This window comes from Frateuria terrea (assembly GCF_900115705.1).
In the GTDB taxonomy this organism is placed as follows: domain Bacteria; phylum Pseudomonadota; class Gammaproteobacteria; order Xanthomonadales; family Rhodanobacteraceae; genus Frateuria_A; species Frateuria_A terrea.
Genome location: NZ_FOXL01000005.1, coordinates 149,402 through 176,245, shown reverse-complemented (window position 1 = coordinate 176,245; position 26,844 = coordinate 149,402). Strand labels below are relative to the sequence as shown.

At 68.8% G+C, this 26,844-nt stretch carries 22 protein-coding genes and 1 pseudogene; 17 read left to right on the top strand and 6 right to left on the bottom strand.

Annotation, left to right across the window (positions count from 1 at the left end):
• Positions 1-16: 16 nt before the first annotated feature.
• The 5 genes from BMZ38_RS09985 (at position 17) to BMZ38_RS09965 (ending at position 6,542) form a co-directional block, all read left to right on the top strand.
• Positions 17-1,501 (top strand): NAD(P)H-hydrate dehydratase, encoded by a 1,485-nt coding sequence (locus BMZ38_RS09985; RefSeq protein ID WP_091336959.1) that lies wholly within the window; start codon positions 17-19, stop codon positions 1,499-1,501.
• On the top strand, positions 1,498-1,956 hold the full coding sequence (gene tsaE, locus BMZ38_RS09980) for a tRNA (adenosine(37)-N6)-threonylcarbamoyltransferase complex ATPase subunit type 1 TsaE (protein ID WP_425431889.1): 459 nt from the start codon (positions 1,498-1,500) through the stop codon (positions 1,954-1,956). The genes BMZ38_RS09985 and tsaE overlap by 4 nt, the downstream gene beginning before the upstream one ends.
• 161 nt (positions 1,957-2,117) lie before the next feature.
• A complete protein-coding gene (locus tag BMZ38_RS09975; protein ID WP_091336952.1) occupies positions 2,118-3,584 on the top strand; it encodes an N-acetylmuramoyl-L-alanine amidase in 1,467 nt (488 codons plus the stop codon).
• Between the two features lie 121 nt (positions 3,585-3,705).
• Positions 3,706-5,511 carry a DNA mismatch repair endonuclease MutL gene (gene mutL, locus BMZ38_RS09970; RefSeq protein ID WP_091336951.1) on the top strand — a complete coding sequence of 602 codons (1,806 nt, stop codon included), beginning with the start codon at positions 3,706-3,708 and terminating at the stop codon, positions 5,509-5,511.
• Between the two features lie 113 nt (positions 5,512-5,624).
• A complete protein-coding gene (locus BMZ38_RS09965) occupies positions 5,625-6,542 on the top strand; it encodes a DUF1684 domain-containing protein (protein ID WP_091336950.1) in 918 nt (305 codons plus the stop codon).
• 44 nt (positions 6,543-6,586) lie between these two features.
• Here BMZ38_RS09965 and BMZ38_RS09960 read toward each other — a convergent pair whose 3' ends face one another.
• Entirely contained in the window at positions 6,587-7,369 is a 783-nt protein-coding gene (locus tag BMZ38_RS09960; RefSeq protein ID WP_091336949.1) for an enoyl-CoA hydratase/isomerase family protein, read from the bottom strand.
• A 146-nt stretch (positions 7,370-7,515) separates the two neighbouring features.
• Here BMZ38_RS09960 and bamJ point away from each other — a divergent pair, with 146 nt between their 5' ends.
• The 3 genes and pseudogenes from bamJ to BMZ38_RS09940 all read left to right on the top strand — a co-directional run bounded on the left by bamJ (position 7,516) and on the right by BMZ38_RS09940 (position 10,041).
• A complete protein-coding gene (gene bamJ, locus BMZ38_RS09955) occupies positions 7,516-8,226 on the top strand; it encodes a BamJ family beta-barrel-assembly machinery protein (protein WP_091336948.1) in 711 nt (236 codons plus the stop codon).
• 143 nt (positions 8,227-8,369) lie between these two features.
• A pseudogene (locus tag BMZ38_RS09945) lies at positions 8,370-9,181 on the top strand (CoA pyrophosphatase).
• Positions 9,178-10,041, top strand: a complete 864-nt coding sequence (locus BMZ38_RS09940; protein ID WP_091336934.1) for a sulfurtransferase — start codon at positions 9,178-9,180, stop codon at positions 10,039-10,041. The pseudogene BMZ38_RS09945 and the gene BMZ38_RS09940 overlap by 4 nt, the downstream one beginning before the upstream one ends.
• 57 nt (positions 10,042-10,098) lie before the next feature.
• Here BMZ38_RS09940 and BMZ38_RS09935 read toward each other — a convergent pair whose 3' ends face one another.
• The 4 genes from BMZ38_RS09935 to uvrA all read right to left on the bottom strand — a co-directional run bounded on the left by BMZ38_RS09935 (position 10,099) and on the right by uvrA (position 16,057).
• Complete coding sequence (locus BMZ38_RS09935; RefSeq protein WP_091336933.1) at positions 10,099-10,863, bottom strand: enoyl-CoA hydratase/isomerase family protein; 765 nt, start codon at positions 10,861-10,863, stop codon at positions 10,099-10,101.
• Between the two features lie 105 nt (positions 10,864-10,968).
• Positions 10,969-12,411 carry a DUF4139 domain-containing protein gene (locus BMZ38_RS09930; RefSeq protein WP_091336932.1) on the bottom strand — a complete coding sequence of 481 codons (1,443 nt, stop codon included), beginning with the start codon at positions 12,409-12,411 and terminating at the stop codon, positions 10,969-10,971.
• 251 nt (positions 12,412-12,662) lie between these two features.
• Positions 12,663-13,124 (bottom strand): acyl-CoA thioesterase, encoded by a 462-nt coding sequence (locus BMZ38_RS09925; protein WP_091336931.1) that lies wholly within the window; start codon positions 13,122-13,124, stop codon positions 12,663-12,665.
• Entirely contained in the window at positions 13,121-16,057 is a 2,937-nt protein-coding gene (gene uvrA / locus BMZ38_RS09920) for an excinuclease ABC subunit UvrA (protein WP_091336930.1), read from the bottom strand. Before uvrA ends, BMZ38_RS09925 begins: the two co-directional genes overlap by 4 nt.
• A 130-nt stretch (positions 16,058-16,187) precedes the next feature.
• On the opposite strand from uvrA, the gene BMZ38_RS09915 reads away from it, so the two are divergent.
• The 5 genes from BMZ38_RS09915 to BMZ38_RS09895 all read left to right on the top strand — a co-directional run bounded on the left by BMZ38_RS09915 (position 16,188) and on the right by BMZ38_RS09895 (position 19,972).
• Positions 16,188-16,778 (top strand): DUF2059 domain-containing protein, encoded by a 591-nt coding sequence (locus tag BMZ38_RS09915; protein WP_091336929.1) that lies wholly within the window; start codon positions 16,188-16,190, stop codon positions 16,776-16,778.
• 114 nt (positions 16,779-16,892) lie between these two features.
• Complete coding sequence (gene rplU, locus BMZ38_RS09910; RefSeq protein ID WP_091336928.1) at positions 16,893-17,207, top strand: 50S ribosomal protein L21; 315 nt, start codon at positions 16,893-16,895, stop codon at positions 17,205-17,207.
• A 24-nt stretch (positions 17,208-17,231) separates the two neighbouring features.
• Positions 17,232-17,489 carry a 50S ribosomal protein L27 gene (gene rpmA / locus BMZ38_RS09905; protein WP_091336927.1) on the top strand — a complete coding sequence of 86 codons (258 nt, stop codon included), beginning with the start codon at positions 17,232-17,234 and terminating at the stop codon, positions 17,487-17,489.
• Positions 17,490-17,643: 154 nt separating this feature from the next.
• Positions 17,644-18,714, top strand: a complete 1,071-nt coding sequence (gene cgtA, locus BMZ38_RS09900) for an Obg family GTPase CgtA (RefSeq protein ID WP_091336926.1) — start codon at positions 17,644-17,646, stop codon at positions 18,712-18,714.
• A 217-nt stretch (positions 18,715-18,931) separates the two neighbouring features.
• The gene (locus BMZ38_RS09895; protein WP_091336922.1) at positions 18,932-19,972 is read left to right on the top strand and encodes a glycosylasparaginase; all 1,041 of its coding nucleotides are present in this window, start codon (positions 18,932-18,934) and stop codon (positions 19,970-19,972) included.
• A gap of 101 nt (positions 19,973-20,073) precedes the next feature.
• On the opposite strand, the gene rpsT is transcribed toward BMZ38_RS09895, so the two are convergent.
• A complete protein-coding gene (rpsT, locus tag BMZ38_RS09890; protein WP_008213299.1) occupies positions 20,074-20,337 on the bottom strand; it encodes a 30S ribosomal protein S20 in 264 nt (87 codons plus the stop codon).
• A 245-nt stretch (positions 20,338-20,582) separates the two neighbouring features.
• Between rpsT and murJ the strand changes: the two genes are divergently transcribed.
• The 4 genes from murJ to lspA all read left to right on the top strand — a co-directional run bounded on the left by murJ (position 20,583) and on the right by lspA (position 26,843).
• Positions 20,583-22,175, top strand: a complete 1,593-nt coding sequence (gene murJ, locus BMZ38_RS09885; protein ID WP_175483796.1) for a murein biosynthesis integral membrane protein MurJ — start codon at positions 20,583-20,585, stop codon at positions 22,173-22,175.
• Between the two features lie 64 nt (positions 22,176-22,239).
• On the top strand, positions 22,240-23,193 hold the full coding sequence (locus tag BMZ38_RS09880; RefSeq protein ID WP_091336918.1) for a bifunctional riboflavin kinase/FAD synthetase: 954 nt from the start codon (positions 22,240-22,242) through the stop codon (positions 23,191-23,193).
• Positions 23,194-23,354: 161 nt separating this feature from the next.
• The gene (gene ileS, locus BMZ38_RS09875; protein ID WP_091336914.1) at positions 23,355-26,216 is read left to right on the top strand and encodes an isoleucine--tRNA ligase; all 2,862 of its coding nucleotides are present in this window, start codon (positions 23,355-23,357) and stop codon (positions 26,214-26,216) included.
• Between the two features lie 132 nt (positions 26,217-26,348).
• Entirely contained in the window at positions 26,349-26,843 is a 495-nt protein-coding gene (gene lspA / locus BMZ38_RS09870; protein WP_091336912.1) for a signal peptidase II, read from the top strand.
• The last annotated feature ends 1 nt before the right edge of the window (position 26,844 follow it).

Here is a 26,844-nt window from a genome sequence, read left to right as displayed (position 1 = left end):
CTTCTATAATCGGCCGATGACCGCGCCACGTCGCCATGCCCTCTATACCGTCGCCCAGGTGCGCGCGCTGGATCGGCGCGCGATCGACGTGCTGGGCATTCCCGCGGGCGAACTCATGCGCCGTGCGGCCGCGGCAGCCTTCGCCAGCCTGCGCCGGCATTGGCCGGACGCGCGGCGCATCGCGGTCTATTGCGGGCCGGGCAACAACGGCGGCGACGGCTACCTGCTGGCGCTGCTGGCGCATGAGGCCGGCCTGGCTGCCGAGGCCTGGGCACTGTCCGACGAAGCGGTCGGGGAAGATGCTGCGCGCGCGCGCGCGGCGTGCGAGCAGGGCGGCGTGCCGGTGCTTCGCTGGGACGGTACCTCGTCATTGCCGCGGGTGGACGTGCACGTCGACGCGCTCTACGGCACGGGCCTGAATCGCCCGCCGCAACCAGTGGCGGCAGCGCTGATCGAACGCATCAATGTCTGCGGTGCGCCGGTGCTGTCGCTGGACGTGCCCTCGGGTCTGAATGCCGATACGGGACATTGCCCGGGCGCGGCGATATGTGCCCGCCTGACCGTCAGCTTCATCGCTGCCAAGCGCGGCCTGCATACCGGCCAGGCGGCCGCGCACGCCGGGCGTATCGAACTGGCCACGCTGGACCTGCCCGAGAGCCTGTGGCAGGAGCAGCCCGATGCCCACCTGCTCGAGCCGGCCACGCTGCCGCCGCGCCCGCGCGACGCGCACAAGGGACGCAACGGCCATGTGCTGGCCATAGGTGGCGAGCACGGGACCGCCGGCGCCATCCGCCTCTGCGGCGAGGCCGCGCTGCGCGGAGGCGCCGGCCTGGTCAGCGTGGCGACGCGGCATGAACACCTGCCCGCGCTCAATGCCGCCCGCCCCGAACTGATGGCGCATGCGGTCGATGGCCCGCAGGCGCTGGAACCATTGCTGGCGCGAGCCACCGTGCTGGCCGTCGGCCCGGGCCTGGGGCAAGGCGCGTGGGGGCATGCCTTGTGGCTGACTGCACTGGAAAGCCCTTTGCCGCTGGTGCTGGACGCCGACGGGCTCAACCTGCTGGCGACTGAAACGCGGCGTTTCGACGACGCGAGGCAGGTGGTGCTTACGCCGCATCCAGGCGAGGCGGCGCGGTTGCTCGGATGCTCCGTCGACGACGTGGAACGCGACCGGTTCGCCGCAGTGCGCGCGCTCGCGCAGCGTTTCGGCGCCGTGGCGGTGCTCAAGGGCACCGGCTCGCTGGTGGCCGATCCGGATGGCCGCCTGGACGTCTGTCCATGGGGCAATCCGGGGATGGCCTCCGGTGGCATGGGCGACCTGCTCACCGGCCTGGTTGCCGCGCTCCTGGCGCAGGGCTGTCCCGCCCGGGACGCAGCGCGCCTGGGGGTTGGCCTGCACGCGCGTGCAGGGGACCTCGCCGCGCGGGAGGGCGAACGCGGGATGGTCGCCAGCGACCTGCTTGTCCCCCTGCGCCTTCTGCTCAACGGATGGGAAGCATGAGCTACTGGACCCTCCCCGACGAAACCGCCACCACGGCGCTGGCGCAACGCTTCGCCGCAGTGGTCGATGGCGGCCTGGTGCTCTACCTGCATGGCGACCTCGGTGCGGGCAAGACCAGCTTCGCGCGCGCGCTGCTCACGGCGCTGGGCGTGGGCGAGCGAGTCAAGAGCCCGACCTACAGCCTGGTCGAGTCCTACCGGGCGGGCGAGCTCACCGCCTGGCATCTGGACCTCTACCGCATTGCCGATGCGGGCGAACTCGAATGGTTGGGGCTGGATGCGCTCGGCGATGCCGCCGCGCTGGTGCTGGTGGAATGGCCCGAGCGCGGAGCCGGCGCGCTGCCGGCGCCGGACCTCGTGCTCGAGCTGGAACACGCCGGCAACGGGCGTCGGGCCCGCGCCGAGCCGCACAGTGACCGCGGGCGCGCCGTGCTGGGACGACTGGGCGAAGGCTAAGTTACGGTTCCGTAAGAGGAAAGTGGTGTTCGCGCCTCTTGTTCGCCGGGGCGTGCCAGCTGACCAAACCTTGGGCCACCATGACGAATGCGATGCAGGTTATGGATATCCAAGGGAAAAACCCTTGCAATCGCACTTTTGCTGGGGTTCAATGCGGCGCCATGAACCGTACGTTCGCGCGACTGGGAAGTCTCGGCCTGGTGGCCCTCGCCGCCATGCTGCCGCTGCGCGCCGCGCAGGCGGCTGACGTACAGCGCGCGCGGGTCTGGGCTGGCCCCGACTACACACGCCTGGTATTCGATCTTTCCGGCCCGGCCGAGTACAAGCTCGGACGCGACGGCAACACGATCGAACTCGACCTGCGCGGCGCCGACCTGGCCGGCAGCTTCGACGCGCCGGCGGCCCAGGGGCTCTACCAGGGCATGGACAGCCGCAAGATCGCTGGCGAACTCCACCTGCGCGCGCGCGCCGCCGACGGCGCACGGCCGAAGAGCTTTCTGCTCAAGCCCGCCGGCGAACATGGCTACCGCCTCGTGCTGGACCTGTATCCCGGCAAGGACACGGCTGTCGCGGACAAGGCGGATGACCAGGCGACGCACACACTGGCCAGCGTCAAGCCGACCGCCAGCGTGGGCAAGGGCGCCAGGCAGGCGGCCGCGTTGCTGGGCGGCGAGCGCAAGGTGATCGTCGCGGTCGACGCCGGCCACGGCGGCAAGGACCCGGGCTCGCACGGTCCCGGCGGCACGCAGGAAAAGAACGTCACGCTGGCGGTGGCCCGTGCGCTGGCCGACGAGATCAACAGGCAGCCGGGCATGAAGGCCGTGCTTACGCGCGACGGCGACTACTTCATCCCGCTCAAGCGCCGCTACCAGATCGCCCGCGAGCAGAACGCGGACATGTTCGTGTCGATCCACGCCGATGCCTTCACCAGCAGCGATGCCAAGGGTTCGTCGGTGTGGGTGCTGTCGCCGCGCGGCAAGACCTCCGAGGCCGCGCGCTGGCTGGCCGACCGCGAAAACCGCGCCGACCTGATCGGCGGCGTCTCGCTGGACGACAAGGACGACAGCCTCGCCGCGGTGCTGCTGGACCTGCAGCAGGGCTATGCCATCCAGGCCAGCGACGCGATCGCCGGCAACGTGCTCAAGGCGCTGGGCAAACTGGGGCCGACCCATCGCGGCTACGTCGAACACGCCAACTTCGTGGTGCTGCGCTCGCCGGACGTGCCCTCGATCCTGGTCGAGACCGCCTTCATCAGCAATCCGACCGAGGAGCACAAGCTGCGCGATCCCGCGCACCAGCGCCAGCTGGCCGAAGCGGTGATGGGTGGCGTGCGCAACTATTTCGAGGCCACACCGCCGCCGGGAACCTGGTTCGCCGCACAGGCGATGCGCCGCAACGGCACGCTGGTGGCCGAGGAGCAGCCGGCTGCCAAGGGCACCGCAATGGCCGGCGCGAGCGGTGTCCGTGCCGATGCCGACGTGCGCGACCTGCACCGCGTCGAACGCGGCGAAAGCCTGGGCAGCATCGCCCGCCAGTACGGCGTCAGCGTGAATGCGCTCAAGAGCGCCAACCGCATGAGCAGCGATACGGTGCACGCGGGCGCGGTGCTGGCCATTCCGGCGGGCTGACCGGAGGCGCCGGTAGCTTCGGAGCAGCCGCGGCGCGCCGCGGTCCCTCGCCCCATGCTCTTCGCGCGGGGGAGAGACTCGAAGCGTGGGCATCCATCCCCGCAGCCTTTAAGCTTGTGCGATGCCCGTCATCCGCCAGCTCCCCCCCGACCTCATCAACCAGATCGCCGCCGGCGAAGTCATCGAGCGGCCCTCCTCGGTGGTCAAGGAACTGGTCGAGAACAGTCTCGACGCCGGCGCCACCCGTATCGAGGTCGACATCGAGCTGGGTGGGGCGCGGCTGATCCGCGTGCGCGACGACGGTGGCGGCATCGCCGCAGACGAACTGCCGCTGGCCGTGGCCTCGCATGCCACCAGCAAGATCGGCAGCTTCGAAGACCTGGAACACGTCGCCAGCATGGGTTTCCGCGGCGAAGCGCTTGCCTCGGTCGCCTCGGTGGCGCGCTTCGCGCTTACCTCGCGCCAGCGCGCCGCCGACAGTGCGTTCCGGCTGGAAGTCGACGGCGGGCGCATGCAGCCGGTGCGCCCGGCGCAGCATCCAGTCGGCACCAGCGTCGAGGTGCGCGACCTGTTCTTCAATGTGCCGGCACGACGGAAATTCCTGCGTGCCGAGCGCACCGAATTCGCGCACATCGACGACCTGCTGAAGTCGCTTTCGCTGGCGCGCCGTTCGGTGGAGTTCCGACTGAGCCATAACGGCAAGCCGCTGCGCCTGTTCAAGGCCTGCCAGGATCACGCCGCCGCGCTGCTGCGCGTGACCGAGGTACTCGGCGACGCCTTCCCCGCGCAGAGCCTGCGCATCGAGCATGCGGCCGCCGGCATGCAGTTGTCCGGCTGGGTCGGCCTGCCGACCGCTTCGCGAGCGCAGGCCGACGGGCAGTATTTCTACGTCAACGGCCGGTTGGTGCGCGACCGCGTGGTCGCCCATGCGGTTCGCCAGGCTTACGCAGACGTGCTGTTCCATGGTCGTCATCCGGCCTTCGTGCTGTACCTGGAGCTGGACCCGGCCGGCGTGGACGTGAACGTGCATCCTGCCAAGCACGAGGTCCGCTTCCGCGAACAGCGGCTGGTGCACGATTTCCTGTTCCGCAGCCTGCACGAAGCGCTGGCGCAGACGCGGGCAGGGCAGGCGGGAATGGTTCCGCCACCGGAGCCGGTCGCGGCCACCGCGCTGGCGTATGCCTACCCGGGCATGGGTGCGTCGCGCCCGGCGCCATTCGCGCAGAGCCGGCTCAGCCTCGGTCTGCGCGACGAGCCGCTGGCCGATTACGCGGCGCTGCTGGGCCAACCGCCTGCATCGGCTTCGATCGCCGCCGCGCTGCCGGATGCCGACGAGCGCGAGGCACCCCCGCTGGGCTTCGCCATTGCACAGCTCAAGAGCATCTACATCCTGGCCGAGAATGCGCATGGCTTGATACTGGTGGACATGCACGCGGCGCACGAGCGCATCACCTACGAAAAGCTCAAGGCCGGCCGCGCGTGCAGCAACCTGCGCTCGCAACTGATGCTGGTGCCGCTCAACCTGTCGGTGAGCGCGAAGGAAGCCGCCGCGGCCGAGGAGCATGCCGAGGCGCTGGCCGACTGGGGCCTGGAGCTTTCGCGCAGCGGTCCGTCGACCGTGGTGGTGCGGCGCATTCCCGCGCTGCTGGAGGGCGCCGACGTCGGCCAGCTCGCCACCGACGTGCTGGCGGAGCTGGCCCAGCATGGCAGTTCGCGCCGGCTGCAGGAACTGGAGAACGAACTGCTCTCGACCATGGCCTGCCATGGCTCGGTGCGCGCGGGACGGCGGCTGACGATGCCCGAGATGAACGCACTGCTGCGCGAGATGGAAGCGACCGAGCGTTCGGGACAGTGCAACCATGGCCGCCCGACCTGGGTGCAGCTCTCGCTGGGCGAACTGGACCGCTTGTTCCTGCGCGGCCGCTGACCGCAGGCCGCACTTGTACGGCGCGCGAACATGGAAACGCGCAGAGTGCATTCCTGCGGATGCCCATGCGGGCTCGTCTATACTCGGACGCTCCCCCCACGCTGGAAAGCCCGATGCTTCGCGCCAGCCTGTTCCTCACTGCCGCCATCACCCTGGGAGCCGCTGCCGTGCACGCCGCCGATACCGATCCGTACACCCGCCAGATCGAGCAGTGGCGCGCCGACCGCGTGGCGCGGCTGACCGCGCCGGACGGCTGGTTGAGCCTGATCGGGCTGGAGTGGCTGCGCGAAGGAGCCAACCGGGTCGGCAGCGCTGCGGACAACGACATTGTGCTCAAGGCCGGACCGGCGCACCTGGGCACGGTCACGCTCGCCGCGGACGGCAGCCTGCGCATCGCGCTGGACAACACGGCCGGAGCCACCGTTGACGGCCGAAAGGCAACGGATGCCGTGCTGGTCGACGACATGCATGCCAGTGCCAGCGGTCCGACCATCGTGCGTTTCGGCAGCGCGAGCTTCTACGTGATCGACCGCGAAGGACGCAAGGCGCTGCGCGTGAAGGATCCGGCCGCGCCCACTCGCGCGAACTTCGCCGGCATCGATTACTTCCCGATCGATCCGTCCTGGCGCATCGAGGCCGACTGGGTACCGTTCGCGCCCGCGCACAAGCTGGAAATCGGCTCGGTGATCGGCACCATCGATGCGGTCGACGTACCCGGCAAGGCTGTGTTCCAGCGCGACGGCCACCATTTCGAACTGCTGCCCTACCAGGAGGAGCCCGGCGGCGAGCTGTTCTTCGTCATCGCCGACCGCACCTCTGGCAAGGAGACCTACGGCGCCGCGCGTTTCCTCTATGCGGCGCTGCCGAAGGACGGTCTGTCGCGGCCGGGCAAGGTCGAGCTGGATTTCAACAAAGCCTATAACCCGCCTTGCGCGTTCACCCCATTCGCGACCTGTCCGCTGGCTCCGCCGGAGAACCGGCTGGACCTGGACGTGAGCGCAGGCGAGAAGAAATACCGCGGCGGGCACTAGCCATTCTCGCGGGAGCGCAACGGTGCGCTCCCGCGAGGCTTCGCTCAACGGCCCTTGAACTGTGCCTTGCGCTTCTGCAGGAACGCGCTGGTCCCCTCACGCATGTCCTCGGTGGCGAAGGCCAGCGCGAAGCCCTGCGTCTCGAACTCCAGGCCCTGGTCGAGCGGGGTCTCCCCGCCCAGCAGAACCGCATCGAGAATGCCCGCGGCCGCCAGCGGCGCGGCAGCAGCCAGTTGGTCGGCCAGCGCATCGACGGATTCGTCCAGCGCCTCGGGTGCGACCACGCGATTGACGATGCCGAGCTCGTACGCCCGCTGCGCACCGATCGGCGCGCCGGTCAGGCACAGCTCCAGCGCCGCGCTGCGGCCGGCCAGGCGCAGCAGGCGCTGGGTGCCGCCAAAGCCGGGGATCAGGCCGAGGTTGATTTCCGGCTGGCCGAACTTCGCCTTCTCGCTGGCCACGCGCAGGTGGCAGGCCATCGCCAGCTCCATGCCGCCACCCAGCGCAAAACCCTGGATGCGCGCGACCACCGGCTTGCCCAACCGCTCGATCGTGCTCATCAACCGCTGTCCGGTGCGCGAGAACGACTGTGCCTGGACCGGGGTATAGCCGTTCATCTCGGCGATGTCAGCGCCGGCCACGAACGCCTTCTCTCCGGCGCCGGTGAGCACCACTGCGCGCACGGCATCGTCCTGCGCGGCCTGGGTGAAGGCGATCGTCAGTTCGTTGAGCGTGTCGCGGTTGAGCGCGTTGAGCTTGTCGGGGCGGTTGACGGTGATGGTGCGCACCGCGCCGAGGTTGGCGATTTCCAGGTTGCGATAGGCCATGGCAAGCGGTTCCGGCGGATGAAAGCGGGAATGGTAGCGCGGGAACCTTTGCCACCGCGCGGGTTCGAAGCAAGCGCCGGCCGTGGCGCTGCAGGGCGTCGCCAATGCGCTTAGCATGTCGGTTCCGTCGATGGTGGAGGCAAGGCATGACACGACTGGGTAGGCTGGCGCTTGGCATGCTGCTGCTGGGAAGCGTCGCGCATGCGCAGGACCTCGCCTCCGCGTCGACGTCGCAGTCCAGGCTGGACAAGCACAAGCTGTCCTACGCGATCGGCTACCAGATCGGGTCCCAGTTCGCCGGCGGCGATCCGGACGTGGACCTGGCCACGGTGCAGAAGGCGATGGCCGATGCCTACGCCAAGCGCCATCCGGCCGTCTCGATGCAGGACATGCACGCCCAGCTCGAGCGCCTGGAACAGCAGATGCACACCCATGCCGTGGCCGAGTTCAAGCGCATCGCCGCGGCCAACGCACGCAAGAGCGCCGACTACCTGGCGCAGAACCGCAAGCGTCCTGGCGTGGTGCAGCTCCCCTCGGGCATCCAGTACGCGGTGATCGAATCGGGCAAGGGCAAGGACAGCCCCACGGTGACCAGCACCGTGACGGTCAACTACCGCGGCATGCTGGTCGACGGCACCGAGTTCGACAGTTCGTGGGCGCATGGCGCGCCGGTCACCTTCCAGGTCGACAAGGTCATCCCCGGTTGGCAGGACGTAATCCCGCGCATGCACGTGGGCGATCGCTGGAAGGTGGTGATCCCGCCGCAGCTGGCCTATGGAGAGCGTGGCCAGCTGCCGCGCATCGGGCCGAACGAGGCGCTGGTGTTCGAGATCGAATTGCTCGATATCGCCAAATAGGGCGGGGTCCTTCGACCTGGGCGCGTCGCGCCGCCCTCGGACGAGCGATCGCGATCCGTGGATAAGCGCAGCCCGCAGGCGACATCGAAGCGCCCGTCGCGGCAGCACCGCCACGTTCCAGCGCATCGGCTAAAATCGTTCGAATGCCGCACGACTCCGCCGCCCCCGCCTCTCCGCTAACGCCCTGCATCGGCATCTGCCGGCTGGATACGCGCGGCTGGTGCGAGGGCTGCCTGCGCAGCGGCGAGGAGATCGCGCGCTGGCGCAGCATGGACGACGCCGAGCGCCTGCACTACATGCGCGAGATCCTTCCCGCGCGCGCGAGCGCGTAATGGACGGCGTGCCCGACCGTCCGGTCCGCGTGTTCGACGCGTTGCCGCGCGCCCTGCGGCCGCTCTCCGATCCGCCCACTGGCCCGGGCTGGAACCATGCCCAGATGGCCGATCTGCTCGGCGATGTGCCCAGGCGCCCCGCGGCGGTCCTGATCGGCTTGCGTGAGGGCGTGCAGCCGCGCCTGGTGTTCACCGTGCGCACGGCGCACCTGCAGGCGCATGCCGGGCAGGTGGCCTTTCCCGGTGGGCGCAAGGATCCCGAAGACGCCGACGCGGTCGATACCGCGCTGCGCGAGAGCGAGGAGGAAATCGGCCTGTCGCGCGCGCAGGTGAAGCCGCTGGGATTCCTCGACTGCTTCGAGACGATCAGCGGCTACAGCGTCACGCCGGTGGTCGGATGCATCGCCGAGCAGGCGGTGCTCTACCCGACGCCGGCAGAGGTGGCGGAGGTGTTCGAGGTGCCGTTCGCGTTCTTCCTTGAACCGTCGAACCTCAAGCGCTATGTGATGGACTACCGCGGCCACCGGCGGGCGATGGTCGAATTCGTCCACGGCGGTCACCGCATCTGGGGCGCCACCGCCGCGATGCTGCTCAACCTGCTCGAACGGATGGGACACGCATGAGCCTGCACACCACGCTGATCGATGCGGCCGCGCTGGCCGAGCTGCCGCCGGACCAGGTGCTGATCGTCGACTGCCGGGCCGACCCGGCGGGCGCCGCCGCCGCCGATCCGGACAAGCCCGAACGGGAATACCGCGAGGCGCACATTCCCGGCGCCGTGCACGCCAGCCTGGAGCACGACCTTTCCGACCTCGGCCGCCAGGGCCAGGGGCTGGGCCGCCATCCGTTGCCGCTGGAGCAGGCGTTCTCTGCCGTGCTTGGCCGCTGGGGCTGGCGCCCCGGCCTGCAGGTGGTCGCGTATGACGCCGGCAGCAGCGCGCTGGCCGCGGCGCGGCTGTGGTGGCTGCTGCGCCTGGCCGGCGTGCGCGAGGTGGCGGTGCTGGACGGTGGGCTCGCTGCCTGGCGTGCGGCCGGACTGCCCGAGGAAACCGGCGCAGTGCAGCGCACGCCGACCCAGGTGGACCTGCATTTCGATGCCAGCCAGGCGATCACCGACCACGCTGCACTGCATGCCGAGCCGTCGCCGGTACTGGTCGATGCGCGTGCCGCCGCGCGCTATCGCGGCGATACCGAGCCGCTGGACCGGGCTGCCGGCCACGTGCCGGGTGCGCTCAACCGTCCCTATGCCGACAACCTCGCGCCCGACGGCCACTTCAAGCCGCCAGCGCAGCTGCGCGAGGAGTTTGCCGCCGTGTTGGGAGACACGGCTCCAGGCAAAGTGGTGCACATGTGTGGCTCCGGCGTGACCGCCTGCCACAACCTGTTGGCGATGGAGTACGCCGGACTGCACGGTTCCCGGCTTTACGCGCCGTCGTGGAGCGGCTGGGTGAGCGATCCGTCGCGGCCGATCGCTACCGGTTGAGCCGGTTGGCTTCTTCCTGCTTGCAAGGGTGCGTTGCCTGCATGCAGGGAGGAGGGGTCAGCCGGCGCTCTTGGCCTTCAGCCGCGCCACCAGCGCCTGCAACGTCGCCTGCGTCTCGGCGTTGAAGAACGCCTCGGTGAAGCTGTCCAGCGGCAGCGCGTCGACGTCGTGCCAGGCGGCACGCAGGTCGGCGCGGGCCAGTTCGCGGGTGGCGAGCATCGCCTGGCGCGGCAGCGCCAGCAGTTCGCCGAGCCAGTGCGCCGCGCGGGTGACCACCTGGTCCACGCCGGTCAGTTCGTCCACGAAGCCGCAGGACAGCGCCTGCTCGGCCTCGATCATGGCGCCGGCGACCAACAGCCGCTCGGCGCGGTAGGTGCCGACGACGCGGCGTAGCGCAAGCTGGATGCAGTCGGGCACCAGCAGTCCCACCTGCACCTCGTTCAGGCCGATCCGGAACGGCCCCTGCGCCATCACGCGGTAGTCGCAGAACAGCGCAAGCACGGCGCCGCCCGCGGGGCTGTGGCCGGTGATCGCCGCCACCGCGGGCACAGGCAGGTAGGCCAGGTCCGCGCACAGTGCGAACAGCGCGCGCCAGTATTCGCGCACGCCGGCGCGGTCGCGTTGCAGCAGCGCGGGCACATCCACGCCGGCGGAGAACAGGCCTGGCGCGCCGGAGATCACCAGCCCGCGCGCGCCGTCGCGCGGCGCCTGGGCCAGGGCGTCACGCAGGGCCGCGATCAGCTCCAGGTTCAGCGCGTTGACGGGCGGACGGGCCAGGCGGATCTCGGCGATCTCGCCGTCGTGAGGGAGGATGTCGAGCATGGCGCGATTCCTTGGTTCGTCGTTGGAATGCCGAGGGCGAGTGACCGGTGCTCGACCAGCGTCGTGGCCGGTCGCGCACTGGTTCGGATACAGCCAGGTGGCGGGCTATTCGCCCGCGCTCCACCGGTAGTGCACCGCGTAGTCCAGCGTGGCCTTGCCACCGGCCGGCACGTTCACCTTGAACTCCAGCAGGTCCGGCGACTGCTTGCTCGGCTTGACCGACGAGGACGCCAGCGTCCATTCGCGCCAGCGGCTGGGATGCTCGCGCACGGTCACCACGCGGGCCGCTGGGCCGGCGTTGGTGAGCGTGATACGGAAGGCCTCGTCCATGGCGTGCGCGGCCTTGTCCAGCTTGAACGCGGTGCGCTCGCGCTCGGCGCGCAGGTCGAAGGCGGTGCCGAGCGTAAGGGTGGCATCGCTGCCCTTGGGCGTGTCGTCGAGGCGGCCCTCGCCGAGGAATTGCGGCGTGCCGGCGTTGTCGCTGCCGAGCACGCGCAGGAAGCCGGCGGGCAGGCTGTCGAAGGCGGTGAAGCGCAGCGTGCTCTCGATGGTGTTGCTACCGCCGACATTGAAATCGGGCGAGATCATCGGTTCGGATGGGTTCCAGCCGTTGCCGTTCTCGTACAGCGCGGTGCGTTCGCAGGCCAGCGTGCGGTCTGCGTAGAGCGGCACCTGGCTGACGCTGCCGTCGGGCAGGTCGACCGGCCGCGGCAGGGTGTACAGACGGTAGTCGCCGAGCGAGGACTGCAGCGGCATGGCCGAGGCCTCCGCCTTGGCGTAGCCACGTGCCATCATCATCGGCTGAGGCGCCGTGGGTTTGGCGAAGCGTGGCTCGCCCGCGACCAGCTTGAGCGTGGCGTCGTGCCAGTCGCGCCCGCTGCGGTTGGCGATGCTGGCGCGCGATTCGAACTGCATGCGGCAGGCATCGCCCGGCTGCAGCGTGGCCACGTAGGCGGCGCGCCAGCCCAGGCCGGCGGTGGGATAGCTCAGCGTGGCGGCGGCATCGCCGGCGCGGGCGGCATCCACGCGCAGGCGCAGGCTGGCGCCGATGGGAAAGCCGCCACTGGACGAGCGCACTGCGGCGTAATCGCGCACCAGCGTGGTGCCGAGCGCTCCCTTGACCAGCAGGCCGCTGCCGGCGCGCAGCAGGGTGCCTTGCGCCAGCGCTTCACCATTGCTACCGAGTACGGTGATGTCCTGGCCGACCAGCCCGGCCAGCGCCGCCTCGTTGCCCTGGCCGAGCAGCAGGCGCTGCGAAACGACCCTGGCCTGCTCGTTTGCGAAGTCCAGCGCGATGGCCTCCGGGTCCAGGTACAGCGGCAGGTCGCCCAGGGTGATGTCCTGTGTGCCGGCCTTCAGCTGCAGCGTGCGCTGCTCGCGCACCACCGCATGGCCCTCGCCGACACTGCCATCGCCGGCGGCGGTGTAAAGCGCGGGACTGTCGCTGCGGTAGAGCGTCAGTTCGGTGCCGTCGGCAGCCTGTACGGCAGGCGCAAGGCAAGCGGCAAGGCAGGCGAAGGCGAGGGCACGGCGAGGGGGCAGAGGCATGGGCAGGCTCCTTCGAGGGGAGGGGCCATCATAGAGGCATGGCTTCCGCTGTTACCGGACCATTGTTCGGGTCCTCCCCGCAGAGAAAGCGGCCATCCGCGCCGGCCACGTCGACGCCGGCATCCAGTCTGCCCCCTCGGCGAACGACTATCGGCTGAGCGTAGGCGCGTGGCACCGATGTCGAGGCGTTGCCTCAAGGCTCCTGGCAGGGCCACCGATCCCAATGACGCCCGCCCGGCGTACGCGCCACGTCAGTCCACAGCATCGCGGATCGCTTCGGGCAGCGGCACCGGTTTGCCGGTGGCGGGGTCCATCCAGACCATCACCACATTGCCGTCGCCGTACAGGCGGTCCGGCTGTTCGGCGTCGAGGATGCGATGGGCGATCGTCATCGAGCTGGTACCCAGCCGCTCGCAGAACAGCTCCACGTGCAGCCGGGCCGGCCACTCGATCGGGCGGCGGTAGTTCAGCAGAACCGCGGCCATCACCGGCATGGCGTGGTCGTCGAACCACGGCCCCGGCACGTGGCTGAGCCATTGCAGCCGGGCCTCTTCCAGATAGGTGAGGTAATTGGAATTGTTGACGTGGTTGAAGGCGTCCAGATCGCGCCAGCGCACCGGCAGGGTCGCAGTGAACAGCGGCGTGGGCGCGGCAGGAGCGACGGCCTCGGCGGCTTCGGCCTTGGCCGCCTTGGCGGATTTGCGCGGGCTCATGGGGCCTTCTTCTTGCGCGGCATCGGCCGGTGCTTGTCGGCCGAGGCGATGTGCTTGAGCGTGTTCTTGGCGCGCTTGGCCGCCGGCTTCTTCTCCACCGGCGCCGGGACCTTCAGGTGCGGCAGCAGGAAACGCCCGGTGTGCGACTCAGGCGTGGCCGCCACTTCTTCGGGCGTGCCGGCGACCAGGATGCGGCCGCCGCCTGCGCCGCCCTCGGGGCCGAGGTCGACGATCCAGTCGGCCGTCTTGATCACGTCGAGGTTGTGCTCGATCACGACCACGGTGTTGCCCTGGTCGACCAGCTGGTGCAGCACATCCAGCAGCTGCTCGATATCGTGGAAGTGCAGGCCGGTGGTGGGCTCGTCGAGGATGTACAGCGTGCGGCCGGTGTCGCGCTTGGACAGTTCCTTGGAGAGCTTCACGCGCTGCGCCTCGCCGCCGGACAGCGTGGTCGCGCTCTGGCCGAGCTTGATATAGTCCAGGCCGACGGCGCGCAGCGTGTCGAGCTTGCGCGCGATGGTCGGCACGTTCTCGAACAGGGTGAGCGCGTCCTCCACCGTCATGTCGAGCACGTCGGCGATGGTGTGGCCCTTGTAGTGGATCTCCAGCGTCTCGCGGTTGTAGCGCTTGCCGTGGCAGACGTCGCAGGGCACGTACACGTCCGGCAGGAAGTGCATCTCCACCTTGATCATGCCGTCGCCTTCGCAGGCCTCGCAGCGGCCGCCGCGCACGTTGAAGCTGAAGCGGCCGGGCGTGTAACCGCGCGCGCGGGCTTCGGGCACCTGCGCGAACAACTCGCGCAGCGGAGTGAACAGGCCTGTGTAGGTGGCGGGGTTGGAGCGCGGGGTGCGGCCGATCGGCGACTGGTCGATGTCGACCACCTTGTCGAACAGTTCCATGCCCGTTGCCGATTCGAACGGTGCCGGCTGGGCGCTGGCACCGTTGAGCTCGGCGGCCGCCAGGCGGAACAGCGTGTCGTTGACCAGTGTGGACTTGCCCGAGCCGGACACGCCGGTGACGCAGGTGAACAGTCCCGCGGGGATGCCCAGGTCCACGCCCCTGAGGTTGTTGCCGCGCGCGCCCTTCAGGTGCAGCCAGGCGTCTTCGCCGGCCGGCTTGCGCCGCTCGGCGGGCACCTCGATGCGGCGCGCGCCGGAGAGGAACTGGCCGGTGATCGAGCGCTCCGAGGCGAGGATGTCCTTGACCGAGCCCTGCGCCACCACGTCCCCGCCGTGCACGCCGGCGCCCGGCCCGATGTCGAGCACGTGGTCGGCCATGCGGATGGCGTCCTCGTCGTGCTCGACCACGATCACCGTGTTGCCGAGGTCGCGCAGCCGGGTGAGGGTGCCCAGCAGGCGTTCGTTGTCGCGCTGGTGCAGGCCGATCGAGGGCTCGTCCAGCACGTACATCACGCCGACCAGGCCGGCGCCGATCTGGCTGGCCAGGCGGATGCGCTGGGCCTCGCCGCCGGAGAGCGAGTCGGCCTGGCGGTCCAGGGTGAGGTAATTGAGGCCCACGTCGTTGAGGAAGGTCAGCCGCTCGCGGATTTCCTTGACGATCTTGGCGGCGATCTCGCCGCGCCAGCCGGTGAGCTTGAGGTCGGCGAAGAACGAAAGCGCATCGTCGATCGAGCGATTGGTCAGCGCCGGCAGCGCGTGGTCGGCGACGAACACGTTGCGCGCCGACCGGTTCAGGCGCTGGCCCTCGCAGGTGGGACACGGATGATCGCTGATGTACTTGGCCAGCTCCTCGCGCACCGCGGTGGACTCGGTTTCCTTGTAGCGGCGCTCGAGGTTGGGAAGGATGCCTTCGAACGCGTGCTCGCGTGTCACCCGGCCGCCGCGCTCGGTGAGGTAGCGGAAGGCGATCTTTTCCTTGCCGCTGCCGTAGAGGATCGCCTGCTGGATGTGCGGCGGCACGTCGCGCCAGCGCGTGTCGACGTCGAAGCCGTAGTGCGCGGCCAGCGAGTGCAGCATCTGGAAATAATGCGGGTTGCGCCGGTCCCAGCCGCGGATCGCGCCGTTGGACAGCGGCAGTTCCGGATGGCCGACCACGCGGGCCGGATCGAACACCTGCGTCACGCCCAGGCCGTCGCAGCTCGGGCAGGCGCCGATCGGCGAGTTGAAGGAGAACAGGCGCGGTTCCAGCTCCGGCAGCGAGTAGTCGCAGACCGGGCAGGAATAGCGCGAGGAGAACAGCTGCTCGGGCGCGCTGTCGTCGTCCATGTCGACCACGATCACCAGACCGTCGCCCAGTCGCAGTGCGGTCTCGAACGACTCGGCCAGCCGCTGCTTGAGGTCCTCGCGCGGGCGGAAGCGGTCGATCACCACTTCGATGGTGTGCTTCTGGCGCAGGGTGAGCGGCGGCACCGCGTCGAGCTCGTAGACCACGCCGTCGACCCGGGCGCGCACGAAGCCCTGCGCGCGCAACTGGTCGAACACCTGCACGTGTTCGCCCTTGCGCTCGCGAACCACCGGCGCGAGGAGCATCCAGCGCTTCTCCGGATCCAGCGCCAACGTGGCGTCGACCATCTGGCTGACCGTCTGCGCTTCCAGCGGGATGCCATGGTCCGGGCAACGCGGCGTGCCGACACGGGCGAACAGCAGGCGCAGGTAGTCGTAGATCTCGGTGATCGTGCCGACGGTCGAGCGCGGGTTGTGCGAGGTCGACTTCTGTTCGATCGAGATCGCCGGGGACAACCCTTCGATGTGATCGACGTCGGGCTTTTCCATCATCGACAGGAACTGGCGCGCGTACGCCGAAAGCGACTCGACATAGCGGCGCTGGCCCTCGGCGTAGATCGTGTCGAAGGCCAGCGAGGATTTGCCCGAGCCGGAAAGGCCGGTGATCACGATCAGGCGATCGCGCGGCAGGTCCAGGTCGATGTTCTTGAGGTTGTGCGTGCGGGCGCCGCGGATGCGTATGGTTTCCATCGCGCAGGGATATGGGGGAGACCGGCCACTATAGCAACCTGCCCGGATCAGGAATTGAGATTCCGCCGGCCGTCGCGCTGTGGCTAAATGCCCGAGTTTCAGCAACAGGCCGCAAAGCGGCGGAGACGGAATGCGCAAGTGGATCGGGGCGGGCCTGGGCCTGCTGCTGGCGGCAGGCGCCGGCAACGTCGTGGCGGCCACGCACAAGTCGGCCAGCCACAAGCACAAGGCGGTCTCCCACAAGCCGGCCAGCCCCAAGGAGCCCAGCGACGAGCAGGTGCGCCAGCTGATGGAGGCGTCCGGCGTCGACCGCATGCTCGGCCAGATGAATACGCAGATGGAGGCCATGATGCAGCAGCAGATTCCCTGCGTGCCGGCAAGCTACTGGCAGAACTTCATCGACGCCAAGGGCGTGCGGGAGCTGACCGACCGCATGGTGCCGATCTACCAGCGGCACTTCAGCGCGGCCGACATCCAGGGCCTGCTCAGGTTCTACCGCTCTCCGCTGGGCCGGAAGGTGATCACCGAAATGCCGGCGACCATGGCCGAAGGCATGCAACTGGGCCAGGAATGGGGCCGCCAGCGGGCCCAGGCGATGCTGGCCGACCTGCAGAAGAGCGGCCGCATCGACGCCCAGGGCCGCTGCCCGGCGGCGCCGGCCGCCGCGCCGGGCACGAAGCTGGCCGCGCCTGCGGCCGGCAGCTCATCCGCCGGGCATTGAGCCGCCTGCTCAAAGATTGACCAGGCGTTGACGGGCTCGTTATAATCCGCCGTTCACCGCGGCCGGTTCGCGCGTGGTGGAACCCAAGAGAATAACGACAGAAGGGACAATCCCATGAGTTATGCAGTCATCAAGACCGGCGGCAAGCAGTACCGCGTCCAGCAGGGCGACGTGCTGCGCGTGGAGCTGCTGGATGCCGAGGAAGGCGCCAACGTGAGCTTCGACCAGGTGTTGCTGGTCGGCTCGGGCGATTCGGTCAACGTCGGCGTGCCGACCATCGCCGGCGCCACCGTTTCGGCCACCGTGCGCCGCCACGGCCGTGCGGACAAGATCCGCATCATCAAGTTTCGCCGCCGCAAGCACCACAAGAAGCAGATGGGGCACCGGCAGCATTTCACCGAAGTCGAGATCACGGGCATCAACGCCTGAAACACCAGCCGGAGGATTTAAGTCATGGCACATAAAAAAGGCGTAGGTTCGTCCCGCAACGGTCGCGACTCGAACCCGAAGTACCTGGGCGTGAAGATCTATGGTGGCCAGGCCATCGAGGCCGGCAACATCATCGTCCGCCAGCGCGGCACCAAGTTCCATGCCGGCACCGGCGTGGGCCTGGGCCGCGACCACACCCTGTTCGCGCTGACCGATGGCGTGGTCGAGTTCAAGACCCGCGGCGAGAACAACCGCAAGTTCGTCAGCGTCGTCAAGGGCTGATCGCTCCCGATGCTGCAGCGAAAGCCCCGCTCCGGCGGGGCTTTTGTTTTTTGTGAAGCAAGGATCGGCGAGCGGGGAACGGGGAACATGCAGCTTCCCGGTTAACCTTGCGCTTCCATCTTCCAGTTATCTCCCCAGTTCCGGTCCCCATGCCATGAAATTCGTCGACGAAGCGATCATCAAAGTTCAGGCCGGTGACGGCGGCAACGGCTGCGTCAGCTTCCGGCGAGAGAAGTTCATCCCGTTCGGCGGTCCCAACGGCGGCGACGGCGGCCACGGCGGTTCGGTCTGGCTGGTGGCCGACGAGGGCCTCAACACGCTGATCGACTTTCGCCACCAGCGCAGCTTCAAGGCGCAGCGCGGCGAGAATGGCATGGGTTCGGACATGTACGGCAAGGGCGGTGAGGACACCGCCATCCGCGTGCCGGTCGGCACCGTGATCACCAACGTCGATACCGACGAGGTGATCGGCGACCTTACCCAGCATGGCCAGCGCCTGCTGGTGGCCGAGGGCGGCAAGGGTGGGCTGGGCAACATCCACTTCAAGAGCTCGGTCAACCGGGCGCCGCGCAAGTCCACGCCGGGTACGCCGGGCGAGGTGCGCGAACTCAAGCTCGAGCTCAAGCTGCTGGCGGACGTGGGGCTATTGGGTTTTCCCAACGCCGGCAAGTCGACCTTCATCCGCGCCGTGTCGGCGGCAACGCCGCGCGTGGCCGACTATCCGTTCACCACGCTGCACCCGAACCTGGGCGTGGTCAGCCTGGGCACCGACCAGAGCTTCGTGATCGCCGACATCCCGGGGCTGATCGAGGGCGCGGCCGAGGGCGCGGGCCTGGGCATCCAGTTCCTGCGCCACGTCTCGCGCACGCGCCTGCTGCTGCACCTGGTGGACATCGCGCCGATCGACGGCACCGATCCGGTCGAGCAGGTGCGTGCGATCGAGCAGGAGCTCTCCAAGTTCGATCCCGAGTTGCTGGAGCGCCCGCGCTGGCTGGTACTGAACAAGGCGGACGTGCTGCCGGAGGACGAGCGCCAGGCGGTAGCCGAGACCATCGTGGCCCGACTGGGGTGGAAGGAGCCGTGGTTCCTTGTTTCGGCAATCGCGCGCGACAACACCATGGCCGTCTGCCAGCAGGTGCAGCGCTTCTTCGAGTCCCAGCGCCAGGTGCGCGAGGAACGCGTCGACATGCACCCGGGAGACGTGCGGCTGCGTGGGGAGTCGTAGGCGGCTTCCTCGCAAGGACTCCGCCTCCGCCCCTGGGATACCGTCCCCGTGAACGGGGAAAGGACCCGGGTACCGTAGCCCGTCCTCGGCTAGCCTTTCTCCATTCACGGGAGATTCCGACAGGCGGGTGGGGGAAGCCGACGGGAAAACCGCCAAGTTCGCCTGCTCAGCCCGAATCGCGCATCATGCGGAGCTTCTTCCCGAGGAATCCCCGCACATGCCTTCCCGCCGCGAGTTCCTGAAGACCTCCATGCTGGCCGCCGGTGCGTTTGCCGCGCCACGCTTGGGGTTCGCCACCGCAGCGCCATCGAAGGGTGCGCTGCCTGGCACCGATGGCGCCCGCGTGATCTCCACCTGGGATTTCGGCGTACCCGCCAACCAGGCGGCCTGGGCCGTGCTCGCGCGTGGCGGCAAGGCACTGGATGCAGTGGAGCAGGGTGCGCAGGTGCCGGAGTCGGACCTGTCCAACCACAGCGTCGGCAAGGGCGGCTATCCCGATCGCGACGGCCACGTCACCCTGGACGCCAGCATCATGGATTTCGACGGTCGCTGCGGCGCGGTCGCCTGCCTGGAGCACATCGCCCATCCGATACGCGTGGCGCGGCGGGTGATGGAGGCCACGCCGCACGTGCTGCTGGTCGGCGACGGCGCGCTTCAGTTCGCCCGCGAGCAGGGTTTCGACGAGGAGAACCTGCTGACGCCGGAAGCGGAAAAGGCCTGGCGCGACTGGCTGAAGACGGCCAGGTACAAGCCTGTGGTCAACAGCGAGAACCTCGACTACCACCGTGGCCTGCCAGGCGGGCGCGACAACCACGACACCATCGGCATGCTTGCCGTCGATGCGCATGGTCACCTGGCCGGCGCCTGCACCACCAGCGGCATGGCGTGGAAGATGCACGGCCGCGTCGGCGACAGCCCGATCATCGGCGCAGGTCTCTACGTGGACGGCGAAGTGGGTGGCGCCACCTCCACCGGCGTGGGCGAGGAGGTGATCCGCAATGCCGGCAGCTTCCTGGTGGTCGAGCTGATGAGGCAGGGGCGCAGTCCACAGGAAGCCTGCGAGGAGGCCGTGCGCCGTATCGTGAAGAAGCGCCCGGACGGGGCGAAGGAAATCCAGGTCGGCTTCATCGCGCTGCGCCGTGACGGCGCCGTGGGTGCGCATGCGATCCAGCGCGGCTTTACCTACGCGGTTTGTGACGCGAAGAAGCGCGATGGCCTGTTCGCCTCACCCAGCGTGTACACCACCAGTTTCTCTTGACCATGGAAGGAGGCAGCCGGGTGCTGCATGCCTTTCTGCCACGCATACGAAAAGGCCGGCTTGCGCCGGCCTTCTCACCAACCCTTGATGACGAGGCCGGCTTACGCCAGCTCGTGGATCTTCGCGTTGAGGCGGCTCTTGTGGCGAGCGGCCTTGTTCTTGTGGATCAGGCCACGCGCGGCGTAGCGGTCCATGACCGGCTGGGCGGCGGCGAAGGCTTCCACGGCGGCGGCCTTGTCCTTCGCCTCGATGGCCTTGACGACCTTCTTCAGGGCGGTGCGCACCATGGAACGGGCGCTGACGTTGCGCAGGCGGCGCTGCTCGGACTGGCGCGCGCGCTTCTTCGCGGACTTGATGTTGGCCAAGGTAGAACTCCAGGGAAGGCTTGGGTTGGAAAAAGACGGGCAATTATGCGGGCAATGGGCTGGCCGGTCAACCGGTTACCCGGGATTTGGCAGATCCCGGGGCGATGTTGCCGCGAGGGTGGACCGGCTGGCTTCCCTCAAGCCACCTTGTCGCCACGCAGAAGCTACCTGCGCGCCCCGGTGGGCTGTCAAACTACCAGCTTTGCCACGTACCGGTTTCCGCGCCACGCATGAAAACCCCGAGCATGTTACGCGGGCTGCTTTCGTTCAGCAGCATGACGATGGTTTCGCGCGTGCTGGGGCTGGCCCGCGACGTGGCGATGAGCCACGTGTTCGGCGCTTCGGCTGCGACCGACGCCTTCGTGATCGCCTTTCGCATTCCCAATTTCATGCGACGGCTGTTCGCCGAGGGTTCGTTTTCCACCGCCTTCGTGCCGGTGTTCACCGAGGTGAAGGAGACCCGCAGTCACGCCGAGCTCAAGGAGCTGACCGCGCGCGTGGCCGGCACGCTGGGCGGCGTGCTGCTGGTGGTGGTGGCGCTGGGCGTGCTGTTCTCGCCGCAACTGGCGCTGGTGTTCGCGCCCGGTGCGGTGGCCGAGCCGCACAAGTTCGCATTGATCGTCGACCTGCTCCGGTTGACCTTCCCGTTCCTGCTTTTCGTTTCGCTGACCGCGCTGGCCGGCGGCGCGCTGAACAGCTTCCACCGCTTCGGCCTGCCGGCGATGGCGCCGGTGATCCTCAACGTGTGCATGATCATCGGGGCTCTCTGGGTGGCGCCACGCCTGGCGGTGCCGATCATGTCGCTGGGCTGGGCGGTACTGGTGGCCGGCGTGCTGCAACTGCTCTTCCTGCTGCCGGCGGTGCGCGAGCTGGACCTGCTGGCGCTCCCTCGCTGGGGCTGGCACCAGCCGGGCGTGCGGCGAATCATGAAACTGATGGTGCCGACCCTGTTCGGCGCCTCGGTGGGGCAGATCAACCTGTTGCTCGATACCGTGCTGATCACCCTGCTGGTGACCGGCTCGCAGACCTGGATGTACCAGTCCACCCGGTTCCTGGAACTGCCGCTGGGCGTGTTCGGCGTGGCACTGGGCACGGTGATCCTGCCGGCGCTCTCGCGCCACCATGTGGGCACCGACCGGGCGGGTTTCTCCCGGGCGCTGGACTGGGGCGTGCGCACGACGCTGCTGATCGCGGTGCCGGCGATGCTGGCGTTGCTGCTGCTGGCCGAACCGCTGGTGAGCACGTTTTTCCAGAACGGCCAGTACACGATGTTCGACACGCGCATGACGACGCTGTCCACCATGGCGCTCAGCTGCGGCGTGCCGTCGTACGCGCTGGTGAAAGTGCTGCTGCCTGCGTTCTACGCACGGCAGGACACGCGTACGCCCGTGCGTGCGGCGGTGGTATCGCTGATCTCCAACATGGTCTTCAACGTGCTGATCGTTTGGCTGCTGTATGTCTTGTGGACCACGCCGGTGCAACGCCAGGCGGGCTGGCTGCAGGGCATCGCCAGCGTGCCGGGGCTGCACGTGGGACTGGCGGTCGCCAGCGTGTTGTCCAACTACCTGCAATTCGCGCAGCTCTGGTACTGGCTCAGGCGCGCGGGTGTCTATGATCCGCGGCCGGGCTGGCTGCGCCACTGGCTGCGCCTGGGCATCGCCTGCGCGGCGATGGTGGCGGTGCTGCTGGCCGGGCGCTGGCTGTGGCCGCACTGGATGGTCGTGCCGGTAGCTACCCGTGTCTGGCACCTGGCGGTGCTGGTCGGGGCAGGGGGGCTGACCTACGTGGCGGCGCTCTTCGCCATGGGCTTCCGCCTGGGCGAGCTGCGCGGGGCCTGACGCTTGGCAAAAGAGGGAACCGGGCGCATACGGGACCTCTGCACGGCTCTCGTATACTGCCCGGATGACGAGACTTTCCCGGGACCTTGCGGGCCCCTGCCTGGCCCCCGGTGGCAGCGTGGTGGCCATCGGCGCCTTCGACGGCCTGCATCGCGGGCACCAGGCCCTGCTGGGCGAAGTGCGCATTCGCGCCCAGGCGCTGGATGCTTTGCCGGCGGTGGTCAGCTTCGAGCCCCTTCCGCGGGCCTATTTCTCGCCCGAGCCGATCTCCCGGCTTTCCAGCGTGCGCGAGAAGCTCAGGGGTTTCGCGGCCGCCGGGATGGCGCAGGCGCTGCTGTTGCGATTCGGCGCCTCGCTGACTGCGATGTCGGCAGAGGAGTTCGTGCGCCGGGTGCTGGTCGAGCGGCTGGCGGCGCGGGAGGTCTGGGTCGGCGAGGACTTTCGCTTCGGCCACAAGCGCGCCGGTGACGTCGCACTGCTGCAACGCATGGGTGCGCAGCTCGGCTTCGTCACGCGGGTGATGCCGCCGGTGCTGCTCGACGGCGCACGCGTGTCGGCGACCCGCGTGCGCGCATTGCTGTCGGCGGGCGAATTCGCCGGTGCCGCGCTGTTGCTCGGCCGGCCGTTCGTGATCGAGGGACGGGTCGAGCGCGGCAACCAGCTTGGCCGCACGCTGGGCTTTCCCACGGCCAACATCCACCTGCGCGGGCGGGTCAGCCCGGTGCACGGCATCTTCGCGGTGCGCGTGGGCCTGGGCGAGGCGCCGTGCGCCTGGCCGGGTGTGGCATCGCTGGGTCTGCGGCCGACGGTCAACCAGGTCGAGCAACCGGTGCTGGAGGTCTTCCTGTTCGACTTCGAGGGTGACCTTTACGGCCGGCGCATGGCGGTGGAGTTCGTCGCCAAGCTGCGCGACGAGCGGAAGTTCGACGGCCTGGAGGCGTTGACCGTGCAGATGCACGAGGACGCCAGGCAGGCGCGGGAGTTGCTGGGCATGAATCCGCGGCTTGCGGAAGCCTGAGCGGTCTCCAGCAGGAGCGCGCTGGGCACGCCGCCGTCTCTGCTGACGTCCGCGGGCGCCCATGCACGGATCGTCCCCTACCGCAACGCAACAATTTCCACTAGTTTTAGCGGTTCGCCAGCGCGTTTCGCGCCTTCCGGCGTCGCCCCACGGACAGCCCCATGACGCACGACTACAAAAGCACGATCAACCTGCCGCAGACGGATTTTCCGATGCGCGGCGACCTGCCCAAGCGCGAGCCGCACTGGTTGGCCGAGTGGGAGAAGGTCGGCCGCTATGCCCAGATCCAGCAGCATGCGGCCGGGCGCGACAGGGTGTTCGTGCTGCATGACGGCCCGCCGTACGCCAACGGCGCGATCCACATCGGCCACGCGGTCAACAAGATCCTCAAGGACATGGTGGTCAAGTCCAAGCTGCTGGCCGGCTATCGCTCGCCCTACGTGCCGGGCTGGGACTGCCACGGCTTGCCGATCGAGATCGCGGTGGAGAAAAAGCACGGCAAGCCGGGCGAGAAGCTCGATGCGCGCGCGTTCCGCCAGAAGTGCCGCGAGTACGCGCAGGAACAGGTCGACGCGCAGCGTGCCGACTTCAAGCGGCTGGGCGTGCTGGGCGACTGGGCCCATCCCTACAAGACCATGGATTTCCGCTACGAGGCCGACATGCTGCGTGCCCTCGCGCGCATCGTCGCCAATGGCCACGTAGTGCGCGGCGCCAAGCCGGTTTACTGGTGTTTCGACTGCGGTTCGGCGTTGGCCGAAGCGGAGATCGAGTACGGCGACAAGCAATCGCCGGCGGTGGACGTGGCCTACGATGCGGTCGATCCCAAGGCGTTGGCCGGCAAGTTCGATGTCGATCCCGGCGACGCCATCGTCGCCGTGCCGATCTGGACCACCACGCCCTGGACGCTGCCTTCCAGCCAGGCGGTGGCGCTGGGTGCAGAGCTGGAATACGCGCTGGTCGAGGGACCTGCACGCGATGGCCAGCGCCTGCTGCTGGTGGTCGCCAGCGCGCTGGTCGAGCCTGCGCTCAAGCGTTATGGCGTGGAAGCCGCGCGCGTGCTCGGCCACGCCACGGGCGCGGACCTCGACCGCCTCAAGCTGCGGCACCCGTTCTATCCGCGAGAGGTTCCCATCCTGCTCGGCGAGCACGTTTCTGCCGAGGACGGCACCGGCGCCGTGCACACCGCGCCCGACCACGGCATGGAGGACTTCATCGTCGGCCGCGACAACGGCCTGGGCACGCTCAACTACGTCGGCCCGCGCGGGGCCTACCGCGAGGACGTGCCCCCCGCCGACGGCCTCGCGCTGGCCGGCATGCACATCTGGAAGGCCAACGAAGCGATCGTCGAGCTGCTGCGCAGTCGCGGCGTGCTGCTGGCCTACGCCAAGATCGAGCACAGCTACCCGAACTGCTGGCGCCACAAGACGCCGGTGATCTTCCGCGCCACGCCGCAGTGGTTCATCGGCATGGAGCAGTCGGACCTGCGCGCGACCGCGCTCAAAGCCATCAAGGACGTGCGTTGGGTGCCGACCTGGGGCGAGGAGCGCATCGCCGGCATGGTCGCGGGTCGTCCGGACTGGTGCATCAGCCGACAGCGCACCTGGGGCGTGCCGATCGCGCTGTTCGTGCACAAGGCCACGCACGAACCGCATCCGGATTCCGTCGCGCTGCTGGAGCAGGTGGCGAAGAAGGTCGAGCAGGGAGGGGTCGACGCCTGGTATGAGCTCGATGCGGCCGAGCTGCTGGGCGAGCAGGCCGGGGACTACGAGAAAGTCACCGACATCCTCGACGTCTGGTTCGATTCGGGTGTCACCCACTTCTGCGTGATCGGCCAGCGGCCGGAACTGCAGCAGGGCGATGCCGCGCAGTACAAGGTGATGTACCTGGAAGGCTCGGACCAGCATCGCGGCTGGTTCCAGTCCTCGCTGTTGACCTCCTCGGCGATCAACGGCCGCGCACCCTACGACGAAGTGCTCACGCACGGCTTTACCGTCGACGCTTCCGGCCGCAAGATGTCCAAGTCGCTGGGCAATGTGGTGGCGCCGCAGAAGGTGATGGACACGCTCGGCGCCGACGTGCTGCGCCTGTGGGTGGCTTCGGCCGATTACCGCAACGAGATGACCGTCTCCGACGAGATCCTCAAGCGGGTATCGGACAGCTATCGACGCATCCGCAATACCGCGCGTTTCCTGCTCGGCAATCTGGATGGCTTCGACCCGGCCAAGCACCTTCTGCCGGTCGAGGAAACCCTGCCGCTGGACCAGTGGGCGGTGCAGCAGGCGTTCGACGTGCAGCAGGCGATGGTGGCGGCCTACGAGCGCTACGACTACCCGGACGTGGTCTCGCGCGTACAGAACTTCTGCACCAACGAGATGGGCGCGCTGTACCTGGACATCACCAAGGACCGCCTTTACACCATGCCGACCGACAGCCACGGCCGGCGCAGCGCGCAGAGCGCGATGTTCCGCATCGCCGAGGCACTGGTCCGCTGGCTGGCGCCGGTGCTGGCGTTCACGGCCGAAGAAATCTGGCAACAGCTGCCCGGCGCGCGCGGCCAGAGCGTGCTGTTCGAAACCTGGTATGAGGGCCTGGCCGCGACGCAGGGGTCGCCCGAGCAGCGCCGCTGGTGGGCCGACCTGCTGGCCATCCGCGAAGCGGGCGCGCGCGTGCTGGAGGGCATGCGCAAGGACGGCCGGATCGGTGCATCGCTGGAGGCGAGCCTGGCGATCCACGCAGGCCCGGCCTTGGTCGAGCGCTATGCACCGGCGCAGGAAGAGCTGCGTTTCTTCTTCATCACGTCCGATGCCGCGCTGGCACCGCTTGCGCCGCGTCCTGACGAGGCAGCCAAGGTGGAACTGGCCGATGGCGAAGCCTGGGTTTCGGCCACCGTGAGCGACGCGGCCAAGTGCGTGCGTTGCTGGCACCGCCGTCCTGACGTCGGCAGCCATCCGGAACATCCGGAGCTGTGCGGTCGCTGTATCGAAAACGTGGCGGGGCAGGGCGAGACGCGCCGCTGGTTCTGACCACACGAAACCGTTCACCCTGAGCGTAGGCCCGCCAGGCCGGGGTCGAAGGGCCGACCGCACGCTGCCCTTCGACTCCGCTGCGCTACGCTCAGGGCGAACGGTGTTGGATAAATCGCTTCGGACTGGCCCATGCACCCCAAACCCAACGCCTTGCCCTGGCTGCTGCTCTCCCTGCTGGTCATCGGCCTCGACCAGCTCACCAAGGTGTGGGCGCTGCAGGCCCTGCAGCCGGCCGGCATGCCGCATCCGGTGGTCCCCGGCGTGCTCAACTGGACGCTGGCCTTCAACACCGGCGCTGCCTTCAGCTTCCTGGCCTCCGGCGATGGCTGGCAACGCTGGTTCTTCGTGGTGCTGGCGCTGCTGATCAGCGGCGCGCTGGTCGTGTGGCTGGCACGCACCGCGCGCCGGGACTGGCGCACCGCGCTGCCGCTGGCGCTGATCGTCGGTGGCGCGCTGGGCAACCTGGTCGACCGCCTGCACGCGGCCCAGGTAACAGACTTCATCCAGGTCTACTACCGGCAGTGGAGTTATCCAGTCTTCAACGTGGCCGACTGCGGCATCACGGTAGGTGCCGTGTTGCTCATCCTGTTCGGTTTCAGGAGCGGCAAGGCCGACGTGCGATAAT